Genomic DNA, 14,161 nt, shown 5'->3' with positions numbered 1-14,161 from the left:
TTAGGGGGGTATTTATGAAGTTGTCAGATGCAAAATGCAGAAATATCAAACCTACCGAAAAAATACAAAAATTAACCGATGGCGCAGGTCTGTATTTAGAAGTTAAACCATCAGGAGCAAAAAAATGGCGTTACCGGTATCGCATTGCTGGGAAAGAAACAGTTTTTACAATTGGTGATTATCCTACAATTAGCCTTAGTGAAGCCAGAATTAAGCGCCAAGAGGCGACTGAACTAGTAAAAGAAGGTAAACATCCAACGACAATCAGACAGTCTCGAAAGGTTAAAAACGAATGGGAAAGCGTTAATACCTTTCAAGCGTTGGCTCATGAGTGGATAGAAAAGAATAAGTCCAAGTGGTCCGAAAACTACAAGCGCCAGATTGAAATCAATTTACGGCGTTATGTGTTTCCGTCAATTGGCAAGCTGCCAATCAAGTCTGTTGAATCAGCCCATATTTTGGTAATTGTCCAAAAAATAGAGAAACAAGGTGTTGATAAAAGAAAAGGTAAGAAAGGATCACCTTCAATTGCATTGCTTGTAAAGCAATGGTGCGGAGCAATTTTCCGGTATGCAGTAGTAACATTAAGGGCTGAATACGATCCGGCAGCCCCCATTCAAGGAGCTATTACAAGACCGAGAGTCAGGCATCATCCTCATTTAGAAGGCCCAGAACTAAGCGGTTTTATGAGAGCGTTAAACGCCTATGAAGAACGAGGAATGCGACAAACCATAATTGCATTGAGGTTACTACTGCTTACCTTTGTTCGAAACGGCGAGCTACGTCTTGCAATTTGGGATGAGTTTGATCTAGAAAATGCGATATGGCGAATTCCTGGCGAACGTATGAAAATGCGGGAGCCTCATGTCGTACCATTATCCAAACAAGCCATGCAACTTTTAAGAGAGCTTAAAACTTTTACAGGGCCATTTGGTTTTATTTTTCCAAATCGCTCTACTGCAAATACGGCGATGAGCAACACCACGATAAATAGAGCCATAGAGTACATGGGCTATAAAGCCCGTATTACTTCGCATGGATTCAGGGGTACGGCATCAACAGTGCTTCATGAGCACGAATGGCCACACGAAATTATTGAGAGGCAACTCGCGCATGCCGAACGAAATTCTGTAGTAAAAGCTTATAACCATGCTCAGCATCTATCTAAGCGCAGAGAGATGATGCAATGGTGGGCGGATTATTTGGATGAAATCGAATCTAAGGCACTGGAGGTCGATTGATTAAGTGATGAATTTTTGCATCTTGCTGACCTGCACTGGTTCTCCTCACACTTCATAATACTCCTGAATTAAACATTAGGAGTTAGTCATGGATAATCGAATTTTACGTTTACCCCAAGTTATTGAGTTAACTGGTTTCAGTCGAAGCTCAATTTATGCACTCATGAAGACTGGAGAATTTCCGCTCAACATCAAGCTTGGACAAAGGGCTGTGGGGTGGAAGGAGCAGGATATCACCAACTGGATAAATACCAGAGCATCATATACTCAACACTATGCACTCAGTAACTAAAGATAGTACGGGTATGGCCAGAATCATACCCGCATTCATACCCGCATTCATACCCGCATTCATACCCGCAATTTATCAAGATGGTGCTAGAACGCAATAAACGCTACAGGAAAAAAACGTTTTGTAATCAACTAAATGACTTGTAACTACTGGACGTTTATACACCACGCTAGATACTCATGCAGATTATCGATCATTAACAGCATTGCGTGTAACCCAAAATTACTCAGTCAAAATAATGAAGGCGCATTTTACCCCAAGCGTTCATAAATGTCGGCAAAAAATGGGGTATTACTCAGCGATTAAATGCGCTGTAAGGTCAGCCCTTTCTTGCTCATTAAGTTTTTGCGAACATTTATTTGCGAAGTCATAACGTACTAGTACGGTTTTACCAACGGCACAGCAGTTATCTTGCTGCCAAGCTTCTTGGCGCAGTACAAATGAACTAGAGCCGATGTGCTCAACACTGGTTTTCACTGTGACATCGTGACCATAAAACAACTCACCCACAAAGCTTACTTCAACCTTAGCAATGATCAGTTTCCACTCATAAGGGTTTAAATCGGGCGTAAAAAACCTGAAAATAGGCGCTCGGGCGGCTTCAAACCATACAGGGAGTACGGTATTGTTGATGTGCCCTAGCACATCTGTTTCGCTAAAGCGTGGTGTGATAGTTTCAGTAAACATAGTAACCCTATAAAAAATATAAACTAAAGGTAGCTCATGACGGACTTTATTCGCGTATACGAAAACGCCCTCAGCAAAGAATTTTGCGACAACTTTATCACGGTATTTGAACAAAGCCCGCATTTAAAACAAGGCATTACCTCAGGCGGAGTAGATTTAGCGAAAAAAGACAGCCGCGATTTATACCTTAATAACCACCCTGAATACGCTGAGCAACTAAAGCATATTCAACAAACGACTGCGGGTTACGTCTTCAAATACCTTGAAGAGCATATTTTTATGATGATTGGTGCCTTTGGTTTAAAGGTTTACCATCCGCAAACGGGCAAACCTGTTGACCTAACACAAGATAACTTTGAAGAAGTCGGCAAACCACAATTGCCATTACTCGTGCAGCAAATTTTCCGCATGGGTCCAATTCAAGCACAGAAATACGATATCAATAAAGGTGGCTACCCTTATTGGCATAGCGAGGTATATCCGCAAGCAGGCCACAACGAGGCACTGCACCGCGTGCTGTTATTTATGTTTTATTTAAATGATGTGGAAGAAGGTGGCGAAACAGAGTTTTACTATCAACAACGAAAAATATCGCCTAAACAGGGTTCTATGGTCGTAGCACCGGGCTATTTTACCCACACGCACCGTGGTAATAAGCCAATTTCAAATGATAAGTATATTTTAACCTCGTGGGTCTTATTCAACCGCGCGGAACAAATTTATGGCCAACCACAATCCTAATGCTAAGCAGTAATAATCTAAGCTAAAAGCTTTAAGTAAAAGAGCGCGGCATTTGATGTCGTGCTTTTTATTTGCATAAAAAAGCAGCCCACTCGGGCTGCTTAAAACTTATAGCTTATAGCTTAATTAAAGCTCAGCTTTAATCTGCTAGTAATTGATCAAATAAATCAAAAACCTTATCAAGCTCTTCAATTGTGTTGTAATGCATACAACCAATGCGTACTACGCCGCCTGTTTCTAATACACCTAGCTGCTTACATAAGCCTTGAGCGTAGAAGTTACCGTCCCACACACAAATATGTTGCTTACCTAAAAATTCAGACACAACACGTGGCTCGATGCCTTCAAAAGTTAAAGCAAAAGTCGGTGTGCGATAAGCTATACGCTCTAGATCATCAATACCAAATAACTTGATGCGTGGGTAATCTGCTAAACGGGTTAAGAAATGCTTACTTAATGCCATTTCATGCTGTTTAGTAATAGCAAATGCAGCCGCAAGTTTTTCTCTGCGTGAATGAGTATCATCAAGCTCACTAATTGCAGCAATGTAATCAACAGCAGCAATTAATCCAGCTAGCGCTTCAAAGCTTTGTGTACCCGTTTCCCAGCGACCTGGCGAAACATCTTTTGCAGGTTCAACTTTATATGGTGTGAAACCTTCAAGATGCTCACGTTTGCCATAGACAATACCAAGGTGAGGACCAAAGAACTTATATGCAGAGCAGGCTAAGAAGTCACAATCAAGTGCTTGTACATCAACCAATTCATGAGGTGCGTAATGTACGGCATCAACATAAACTAGCGCACCAACAGCATGTGCAAGCTCAACGATGCGTTTAATGTCATTAATTGAACCTGTCGTGTTCGACGCATATGTCACTGCAACAAGCTTTGTTTTGCTAGATAAAAGGCTTTCAAAATGTGCCATATCTAGGCTGCAATCAGCTTCGTTGATAAGGGTAGTTTTTACTGTCGCGCCTTTATCTTCAGCAGCTTGCTGCCAAGATGATACGTTTGAGAAGTGATCTGCATTGGTGACGATAATTTCATCATCAGCAGTCCAATCACGCGAGATGGCACGGCTAAAGCTAAACGTTAAGCTTGTCATGTTTGCACCAAACACGATTTGCTCTTTAGATGGCGCATTTAATAAATCGGCTGCAGCTTGGCGAGCATTTGCCATTAACTCTACCGTTTTATCACTTGAGAAAAATGCGCCGCCTAAGTTTGAGTTGAAGTAACCTAAATATGCGCTCATAGCGCTTAGCACTGACTGTGGTACTTGTGAGCCTCCCGGACCATCAAGGAAAATCGGTGACTGACCTGCAACTTGTTGCATAAGTGCAGGAAATTGGCGACGTAATTGCGTTAAGTTCATGATTTACCCTTACGCAGTTAGTACGAAGCAATCAAGGTAACCTTCTTTGCTTGCATCTAATTTATTCATTGGTGTAGCGTTGTGCCATACTTCACGGTCATTAATCAGTGCGAACATGCCGTCTTTGATTTCCATTTTGAAACATGGCTCAGCTTGCTGGTGTTCATAAACAAGCAACTCACCACCTTCTAGGTTTTCGTGTGATACACCACATACGCATACGTGATCAAAACCATCTTGGTGAACACCTTCTGGCGCAGCTGGTGTGTCACTGTCGATCGCAAGCATTCTGAATTGGTGAATTTCAATAACGCGATCATCGCTGATACCCGTCATATCGCGGAACTGATTAACGATTTGCTTCATGCCATCAGTCGCTAATAAGCTATCTTCTAGATTTTCATAAGTACGCTCAACATTACCTTGGAAGGTATTGATTGAGTCATCTTGCACGAATGCTTTTGTTGGTTGTAGTTTTAATTCACCATCAACAACTTTAATTACTGAATAACGACGCTTACGAAATTCACCATCTGCGTATGGGTTAGCAGGTAGGTTAGCAAAAGAAGGCTTAACTGCGTCAATGTGCGCTTGGCTTACAAAACGAAGTTGTAGAAGGTTCTGGTTGTTTAATGTAGTCATTTCGATCTCGCCTTAATACGTTGAGAATATTGGCGAGGATTTTAATTCAATTAGCAGGGAATATTTGCGTTTTTATGTAAACCAGCAAGGTTTATTGGATAATTTTAAGATCGTTATAGACATTTTTTAGAATATTTAATCTAAAAAATAAAAACAGCCACAAATGTGGCTGTTTTAGGTTGCACAATTTACGACAAGTTTAATTGCTCATAGAAAGGGAAACTTGATCTTGTGACTGGCAACTATTGCCTGCTAAATACTTACAGAAAACGAGTTCGGTGCGATTGTTGCTTATAAGCTCAAGCAGCGTGTCTTGGCCATTTTCAATAAATGACAATTTACCATCAACCAATTGAACACCCGTGATGCTTTGATCTCCAATCGTCAGTAAGTAATCGTAAGACTGACTATTTTCATTATAATCCTGCTCACTTAATGACCATGTTGTACCATCGCTTTCATATAAAGTGAAACTATATAAGTCGTAGTCGTAGAATTTATCAACTGCTGTTGAAGTAGCATAATCATGTACATATAGATGTGCAGATGATTTTTCTAGCACCCCAGTACCATTATCATCGAACGCCACAGTACGCTCGACAAAATAGCGGGCTCCATCAATAGCAATCAGCTTGTAAACAAACTCACCATAAATGTAACATGTATCCAAGCTAGTATCACAGAAGTCAGTTGTTTCCCAGCCTCCTGAGCTAGTATCTACATAAAGCCTTCTAATATAGCGGTTATTAATAAAGCTTCCTTGATATGAACTTGTTCCAAAGGTAAAGAAGATTTCACCATCGTCATAAATTTGGATTTCAGCCCAATGCGAATCAATATCATGACCCTCTCTGAACTGATGACGACCAGAAAAATTACTTACATTAATGGCTACTTCATTGCGTTTAACAAACATGCCTGCATCAACATAGTCCCCCTCGTTATCATTACCCTTATCTAAAAATTGGTAACCAACGTTGATGTTTTTAGTAAAATAGAGTGTATCTGTTGAATTATCACTGCTGTGATTAAGTACTAAATTGCTATCAATGATCTGCCAACTAAACGTATCTTGCTCATCACTCAAAATATCTATGTAAGAGCCTGTTCCATCAGCATTGATCTGCATATTTAATAGCACTCCTCCTTGTTCAGCGCTTACAGCCCATTGCCCTACGACATCATCACTAACAATGGCAATTTCATCGCCATCAGAAAATGCATAAACATTGGAACTTTCAGTACTAGTATTCACTAAAACGTCATTCTCATAATAGCTATATTCAACTGTTAGCCAATGCCAATTAAGCCCTTTTTCTGCCATTGGCATTAATTCAGCGTAACTAATCTCCGTGCGATATTGAACCTCTGTCATGCCATCAGGGAAAGAGATATATTCTTCCACGACAATACTATCGATAGGTGATAACTCAATGTGATCATCAACTTCATACCAGTTGATATTTGAACTACCGTTGAGAGTTACAGCGCCAGTGTTATCTGCATTTAGTAATAAGCCCAAGGCTGGTGCATTATATAAATCACTATTATTTAAAATATACTCGCCAGCGGCTAATAATGCAGGTTTAAATGTTGCTGTAATTTCGCAATCAGCACCTGTGGTATAGACAAGGTAATAAGCTCCTTCGATATATCCTTCGCACCCTGTAATTTCGTCAACAACATACCCTTCATCTGGGCTAATTACGAAAGACGCGTATTGGTGCCAATACGAAGTTTGACTGCTAGGTGAGAGACTACCATTCTGAGATGGGTTTACTGTTAACGTTACTTTAGGGCGCTTAGGTAAGTAACTAATCTGCGTATCAGCTGAACAACTGCTTCCTTGCTGATATCGGCAAATAGTAACAGCATTTTCATCCGCAGAAACCAGCTCAACAAACCACGTATTGCCATCAACTTGATAGCTTAATACGCCATCATTGAACGTTGCTATATGCTCAACACCATCAAAACGGACAACATACTCTTCTTCACCTAAATCATTGTATTGAATGTAAATAGCATCTGTAGAGCTATCATCTTTGTAAAGAGAAATCGCACCATCTAATAGCTCTACAGTAAAAGCTGAGTATGACAAGTCTTTACTATATTCATAAATGAATACCGATTTAACTTCATCATATGCCTCACCAGCCATAGTGTAATAAGTTAGCGTTCTAATTATGTAGTAGGTGCTACCAACGATATTAATGAATTCATGTTGCATTTCACTTTCAAGGTAACAGTCATCAGCAAAGCCATCACAACTTGAAACAAGACCATATGTTTCTGAATAAAAACGTTTTCTAGAGAAGTTGCCATCTTCAATATGACCTTGGAAACTTGAATTACCTAAACCAATAGCAACACTACCATCAGGATAAATATTCAAATCATAAGATTGAGACGTACCAACAAAACCATGCCAACGACCAATAATATCCTCATTGGTTGTTGTTACATTCGCTTTTTTAACCATTAAGCCTGTTAATGTATTACTTGGCTCATCAAAACTAGTGTCTAATGCAACCACTTGGTAGCCCGCAGAGAGAGCTTTTGTAAACCAAAACTCAATTAACCCAGTTTCACCGTTTTCATCATAACTAATAGATAACTTAGTATCATTGAGCTCCCAACTAAATACCTCAGTACTCTCACCCGTTACATCCCCCGTACCATCGGCATAAAAGCGCAAAGTTTCAGGTTCATCATCAGATGACGCAGAATCATAATCATTGTCTCTTAGGTCTAAAACCCATGTGTTTTCGGTTAACTCTGTAGTATTTAGTGCTATTGTTTTAGCTTTATCAATCAGGTTAGTTGTATAGGTTCGAGTAATTGAAGGTTCCACAACGGGTTCACTACCATTTTGGTAGTCCAATGTTCTTTGTGTGGTTTGAGTCACTTCAATCGTTCTGAAAACCTCATTTTCTGCTAAAACTTGAAAACTAATATCTGTTAATTTTGTTTGCCCAATATAAGATTCATTGCCATCGTTATATTCATCAGTATAAGTCACTACACTATTTGCTAGTGCTAAGGTATACACCCCTGATTCTTTACTCATTGTCAGTGTTGAGCTTGTATTTGCATTAAGTTCACCTGTACCGTCACTTGCCAGAACAAGGTGATATGCATCATTGTTATAATAACGAGGTGAGTTAACTATAAAATCACCGACAATAGGCTCATCGCTATCAGAAACTAAGTTTTCATCTTTTTTAATTTCTTCTTTCGTCTCTTCAATGAGATCTGGATCTTTCTCATTTACTTCATCTTCAAAATTCTTAGCGATATCTTCGTCACTGACAAGATCGAGTGTGTTTTCGACGCCTTCAGGGAGAACATAATCTGCATTATCCACGATGATTTTGATGAGAGTTGCCAATAAGATCTTTTCGTCAGCATCAACATTTAGCAGTGCTGCGTTTAGCTCTTCGACTGATTGAGGTTCTTCATTATTACGTGTTAAAAGCGCATATTCTGCGGTCGTTACATTCGTGATGTTGACGCCAAAGTTGTCTTCACTATCAAGCGTATTATCCTCACCAGCCTGTTCCAATAACGCTTGAATTGAGCTTAGCTGTGAAACAAAAACAACCCCAGGGTTGGTGCTATCAAGACCTTTTGCTTTGACCAGCACAAGCTTATCACTTGCAGATTCGTCCACAACAAGCTCTATCGAATAGCGCCCGGTTTGATCTGCATTGACCGAAAAGATGTCACTACCAACATTAATCTCTAACTCTGCATTAGCAATTGGCTGATCCGTTACTATCCCGGTAATTGTCACTGTTGATACATTTCGTTTAAATATAACACTATGCTTTGCTGAAGCTGTTGCCCCATCGTTATCGGTTACAGTGACAGTGAAATTAACCGTTGTATCAGCGTCTATATCGGGTGTTTGAAAAGTAGCTTCAGCACTCGTTAATCCATCACTTTGTACAAAGTCAAAACTAGCATCAGATGTCCAGCTGTAAGAGGCAATGCTACCGTCACTATCTGTGGCAGCAGCACTTAATTTAAAAGAAGTCTGCTCTGCACCTTCTGATTCGGCACTAATAGTAACTGTTGGACTTTGATTAACGGGGTCTACAGGATCTGGTTTAGTTTCAGAGTCACTACCTCCACCTCCCCCACACCCAACTAAAAATAAGGTACCAATAACTGCAGCCAACAGCCGCTTATGAATTAACATACATACTCCATTATATTCACTTATAGCAGGGAAATTCTTAGCCATGTAAACGCTAAATCCCTTAACGTTGATAAAAAGCCACAGCGAACTGTGGCTCTTGGTTTACTCAATTAATTGCTTTTCTTACTTGTTGAAGCTGCTCCTGAAAAGAGAGGCCTCTCAGATCACCCAAACCAGCAGCCATGGTCAATGCATAAATTTCACTTTCTAGACTCAGCATGTGCGCTTCAACAGTGTCTTTATCAATAGCCGATTTTTGGGCTAAGTACTCAGCATAGAGACTATTAATACGATCGATTTGTAATGACAATAAAGCAGCTTGTTGTTTAATTTGCTCGTACTCACGATAGTTAGCTTTACTAAATGTTTCACCTTGCTCTAATTGTTTTCGAACGTCCTGATAAACTGTCGGAAATATATCGACTTTTTTTGAGTTAGCTAGCCCATAAATTTTTTCGATATACTGAGAGAAATAAAACTGTACAACGGCGTCTTTTTCTAAATCAATGAGTTGCTCTAATAGCTTAGGTACATACTCAGCAACTTGCTGCTCTTGCCCGTCAATGAGCATTTCCTTTAATTGTTGATGTTGCTTATCGAGCTCTCGATAACGCTTTTCATAAGATGTTTCAGCATCCAATTGATCTAAAATGGCAAACTCATCTCTAATTGGCTGTAAAACCGATGTGATCCTTTGCTTGGCAAGCTGCGCTTCAGTAACCAAGGAAATGACCTCCTGACTTTGAGACATAACTTCATCTGCAACCGTGTCAGATGAGAACAGTGACGCACTTTTTAAAGCATGTTCAGGAGCTAAACGCAGTTCATTAAACTCAGGCTCAAGCACCGCCCAAACTTTACGAGCCTTAGCTACACGCTCCTCATCAAATTGCGCTAAGTTCTCCGTATCTATTTGGTTATAAGCTGTCAGTGCTTCTTGGAAAACACTTTGGGCTTTTTCATAGGCAGCCTGTATTTGTTCGGGGGTCGCCTGTTCTTCTCCTGTAATACTACTCGCAAGAGAACCTAAATCTTGCTGAACAGAATCAATGGTTTTACACCCTGATAAAGAGAATAAAAGTAATGAGCTAATTATGGCGAACTTGTTCATTAATAGCTCCACTGCAAACCAACTGAAAAAGACACATTACTATATTCAACTTCAGGCACGCGCAGACGTTGACCATTTTCAAGATTCTTAGTCACTATATCGCGAGATTTGTACTGCGCATCAATACCGCCCATTAACGCAATATGTGACATTATTTGATAACGTAATCCGACTCGTCCTAACACACCCCAGCCATTAAAACTGTCGGTTAATGTAGTTGTTTCAAATTGAGTATTTTGAATTTCAGAGTACATGGGTGTACTCAATTCAGCTTCTGCATACCAGCTGTACTTATTAAAACTGTCTTTTAAACGACTATCGTAACGGGCACCTAAAGTAAGCAAGATACCCATTTGATCTTCTGACACAGAGACCACGGGGCGTAGCTGGGAGTTATAATCTTGTTGGTCGCCCACATTGTTCGCGTTATTCATACCCGGTAAGGTAAAACGAGCGGGGTTATCTGGATCATCTGAGATAGCAATCAGCGCCTCATCAAATGCAGCCGCACCTGGTTGCACAAAAGCAAAATTTGAGCGTGTAAAACTAGAAGTAAAAAACTTAGTACCTAAAGTAAACTGTATGGCTTTTGAAAAATTATAAGCACCTTTAAAACCGATCTCATTCGCTTTTGTTTTAAATGCATTTTCTTGAATATCGCCAAACTCTGCCAAATGCCAAGTTTCAGTTTCAATTTCGGTAGAAATTGTTGCAGCACTTTCAATATAGAATCCCCAATCATCATCAATCCCTGTGTATGATATCTGTCGTATTGCGGGATTGGTCACATCAATTGACTGGCTCAACTTGCCAAACCCTGCTACATCATTAAGAGTTTCACTATAGCTAATCGTTTCAAAACCGAGTCGGACTTCACTAAAAGAGGGGTTAACAGCAAGAGCCGAACCACTGAGGGGGAGTAAAAGAAGAAGTGCTTTCATTGTTCAATTCCTTGATTTGCAAAATCTATGCAGCCAAGAAATGATGCCCGCCTTCCTTGGTTACAACATTAAACACAAAGTTACAACTGTTAACTTTTAACAATAATCAGTGTAGACAAATGTATTAATTTTACAAACCAAACTGAACAAAAACTTAATAAAAAAGCCCGCTAGGTGCGGGCTTTTATACTAGTAAATTTAATTATTACTAATTATACAGCTTGCTGAACGATCACTTGGTCTGCCTTTTTAGTGTATTGAGGCATACGGTGGAAGTTCAGGTAACGATAAGTATCAGCTGCAGTTGCATTGATCTTATCTGCATACTCTTGGTACTCAGCAGGTGTAGGTAATTTACCTAAGATTGCCGCTACTGCTGCAAGCTCTGCTGATGCTAAGAATACGTTAGCGCCAGTACCTAGACGGTTAGGGAAGTTACGCGTAGAGGTAGAAACAACAGTTGCTTTATCAGCAACACGTGCTTGGTTACCCATACATAGTGAACACCCTGGAGTTTCGATACGTGCACCTACGCGACCAAAGATACCGTAGTAACCTTCATCAGTAAGCTGGTCTTTATCCATCTTCGTTGGTGGTGCAACCCAAAGTTGAGTTGGGATACGACCACTGAAACCATCTAGTAGTTTACCTGCAGCACGGAAGTGACCGATGTTAGTCATACAAGAACCGATGAATACTTCATCGATTTTCTCGCCTGTTACGTCAGAAAGAAGACGTGCATCATCTGGGTCATTTGGAGCACAAAGGATTGGCTCTTTGATATCAGCTAGGTCGATTTCAAGTACGTGTTTGTACTCTGCATCAGCATCAGCTTCCATAAGTTCAGGGTTAGCTAACCACTCTTGCATTGCATTGATACGACGCTCAATAGTACGAACATCACCGTAACCTTCAGAGATCATCCATTTAAGCATTACGATGTTTGACTCTAGGTATTCAGCGATAGACTCTTTAGAAAGTTTAACTGTACAACCTGCCGCTGAACGCTCAGCTGACGCATCAGAAAGCTCGAAAGCTTGCTCAACTGTTAGGTGCTCAACACCTTCGATTTCTAGTACACGACCAGAGAATTCGTTGATCTTACCTTTCTTCTCAACAGTAAGAAGACCTTCTTTAATACCGTAGTAAGGGATAGCATGTACTAGATCACGTAATGTGATACCTGGCTGCATTTCACCTTTGAAACGTACTAAGATTGACTCAGGCATATCAAGAGGCATTACACCAGTTGCTGCTGCGAATGCTACCGCACCTGAACCCGCTGGGAATGAAATACCTAGAGGGAAACGAGTATGCGAGTCACCACCAGTACCTACTGTATCTGGTAATAACATACGGTTTAACCATGAGTGGATTACACCGTCACCTGGACGAAGTGATACACCGCCACGGTTCATGATGAAATCAGGAAGTGTGTGGTGAGTGTTTACGTCGATTGGCTTAGGATAAGCTGATGTATGACAGAAAGACTGCATTGTTAAATCTGCAGAGAAGCCTAAACATGCTAGATCTTTAAGTTCGTCACGCGTCATAGGACCTGTTGTATCTTGAGAACCAACAGTTGTCATTTTCGGCTCACAGTATTGGCCAGGACGTACGCCAGGCATGTTACATGCTTTACCAACCATCTTCTGAGCTAATGTGAAGCCTTTACCAGAATCTGTTACAAGAGCAGGCTTGCGGAAGATATCTTCAGCTTCCATACCTAGTGATGCACGCGCTTTATCAGTTAAACCACGACCGATGATTAGTGGAATACGACCACCAGCACGCACTTCATCAAGAATTACGTCTGATTTAAGAGAGAAAGTAGAGATTACTTCATCAGTACCGTGACGCTTAACAACACCTTCGTATGGGAAGATATCGATTTGGTCACCCATGTTTAGCTCATCAACAGGTAGTTCGATTGGTAATGCACCAGAGTCTTCCATTGTGTTGAAGAAGATAGGAGCGATTTTACCGCCTAAACATACACCACCAACGCGTTTGTTTGGTACGTGAGGAATATCATCACCCATGAACCAAAGTACAGAGTTAGTTGCAGATTTACGAGAAGAACCCGTACCAACTACATCACCAACGTATGCAAGAGGTAAACCTTTCGTTTTAAGCTCTTCTAGTTGTGAGATTGGACCAACTTCACCTGGTTTTTCAGGATTGATACCATCACGTTCGTTCTTCAGCATTGCTAAAGCGTGCAGTGGAATATCAGGGCGAGACCATGCATCTGGTGCAGGAGAAAGGTCATCTGTATTTGTTTCGCCAGTTACTTTGAATACGGTAACTGAGATTTTTTCAGCAACTGCAGGCTTGTTTACAAACCATTCTGCATTTGCCCACGATTCGATTACTTGCTTAGCAAATTCGTTACCTGCTTTCGCTTTTTCTTCTACATCATAGAAAGCATCGAACATTAATAATGTGTTTGATAAACCTTTAACAACGATCGGCGCTAACGCTTCGTCATCTAGAAGATCAATCATAGGTGCGATGTTGTAACCACCTAGCATAGTACCAAGTAGCTCAGCTGCTTTTTCTTTTGATACAAGTGGAGAGCTCGCTTCACCTTTTGCAACTGCAGCTAAGAAACCTGCTTTGATGTAAGCAGCATCATCAACACCCGGTGGTACGCGGTTAACTAGAAGATCAACGATAAACTCTTCTTCGCCTGCCGGTGGGTTTTTGATTAATTCAATAAGATCAGCCGTTTGCTGAGCATCTAATGGCGCTGGTACGATACCTAACGCGGCACGTTCTTCTACGTGTTTACGATATTCTTGTAGCACAATATTGCCCTCTTGGTGACGTGAAAGTACTCGGTAGCATTAAGCTAAATACCAATTAAGACCCAGTACTTATAGTATTCTGACGGTTAATTATAAAGCTTTTAAGTATAGATG

General features: G+C 40.6%; 10 protein-coding genes. 3 read left to right on the top strand and 7 right to left on the bottom strand.

Annotation, left to right across the window (positions count from 1 at the left end):
- Positions 1–14 precede the first annotated feature (14 nt).
- Positions 15–1,241: a tyrosine-type recombinase/integrase gene (locus J8Z28_RS01225; RefSeq protein ID WP_217875244.1), complete on the top strand. Its 1,227-nt coding sequence runs from the start codon at positions 15–17 to the stop codon at positions 1,239–1,241.
- Positions 1,242–1,329: 88 nt separating this feature from the next.
- Complete coding sequence (locus J8Z28_RS01220; RefSeq protein ID WP_217875245.1) at positions 1,330–1,533, top strand: helix-turn-helix transcriptional regulator; 204 nt, start codon at positions 1,330–1,332, stop codon at positions 1,531–1,533.
- A gap of 291 nt (positions 1,534–1,824) precedes the next feature.
- Here J8Z28_RS01220 and J8Z28_RS01215 read toward each other — a convergent pair whose 3' ends face one another.
- Positions 1,825–2,220 carry an acyl-CoA thioesterase gene (locus J8Z28_RS01215; protein WP_054563476.1) on the bottom strand — a complete coding sequence of 132 codons (396 nt, stop codon included), beginning with the start codon at positions 2,218–2,220 and terminating at the stop codon, positions 1,825–1,827.
- A 36-nt stretch (positions 2,221–2,256) separates the two neighbouring features.
- On the opposite strand from J8Z28_RS01215, the gene J8Z28_RS01210 reads away from it, so the two are divergent.
- The gene (locus J8Z28_RS01210; RefSeq protein ID WP_054563475.1) at positions 2,257–2,961 is read left to right on the top strand and encodes a 2OG-Fe(II) oxygenase; all 705 of its coding nucleotides are present in this window, start codon (positions 2,257–2,259) and stop codon (positions 2,959–2,961) included.
- A gap of 139 nt (positions 2,962–3,100) precedes the next feature.
- On the opposite strand, the gene J8Z28_RS01205 is transcribed toward J8Z28_RS01210, so the two are convergent.
- The 6 genes from J8Z28_RS01205 to acnB form a co-directional block, all read right to left on the bottom strand.
- Positions 3,101–4,339 carry a cysteine desulfurase-like protein gene (locus tag J8Z28_RS01205; protein WP_250659726.1) on the bottom strand — a complete coding sequence of 413 codons (1,239 nt, stop codon included), beginning with the start codon at positions 4,337–4,339 and terminating at the stop codon, positions 3,101–3,103.
- A 9-nt stretch (positions 4,340–4,348) separates the two neighbouring features.
- The gene (locus J8Z28_RS01200; protein WP_054552412.1) at positions 4,349–4,981 is read right to left on the bottom strand and encodes a 2OG-Fe dioxygenase family protein; all 633 of its coding nucleotides are present in this window, start codon (positions 4,979–4,981) and stop codon (positions 4,349–4,351) included.
- 199 nt (positions 4,982–5,180) lie between these two features.
- Complete coding sequence (locus tag J8Z28_RS01195; RefSeq protein WP_250659725.1) at positions 5,181–9,185, bottom strand: PKD domain-containing protein; 4,005 nt, start codon at positions 9,183–9,185, stop codon at positions 5,181–5,183.
- Positions 9,186–9,291: 106 nt separating this feature from the next.
- Entirely contained in the window at positions 9,292–10,296 is a 1,005-nt protein-coding gene (locus tag J8Z28_RS01190; protein ID WP_055020885.1) for a hypothetical protein, read from the bottom strand.
- Positions 10,296–11,237, bottom strand: a complete 942-nt coding sequence (locus J8Z28_RS01185) for an autotransporter outer membrane beta-barrel domain-containing protein (protein WP_250659724.1) — start codon at positions 11,235–11,237, stop codon at positions 10,296–10,298. Before J8Z28_RS01185 ends, J8Z28_RS01190 begins: the two co-directional genes overlap by 1 nt.
- 212 nt (positions 11,238–11,449) lie before the next feature.
- Positions 11,450–14,047, bottom strand: coding sequence for a bifunctional aconitate hydratase 2/2-methylisocitrate dehydratase (acnB, locus tag J8Z28_RS01180; protein WP_062566654.1), 2,598 nt, complete (start codon positions 14,045–14,047; stop codon positions 11,450–11,452).
- Between the last annotated feature and the right edge of the window lie 114 nt (positions 14,048–14,161).

The sequence above is a fragment of the Pseudoalteromonas sp. SCSIO 43088 genome (assembly GCF_023650795.1).
Classification (GTDB): Bacteria; Pseudomonadota; Gammaproteobacteria; order Enterobacterales; family Alteromonadaceae; genus Pseudoalteromonas; species Pseudoalteromonas shioyasakiensis.
This window is presented reverse-complemented; position numbering and strand designations above follow the sequence as displayed.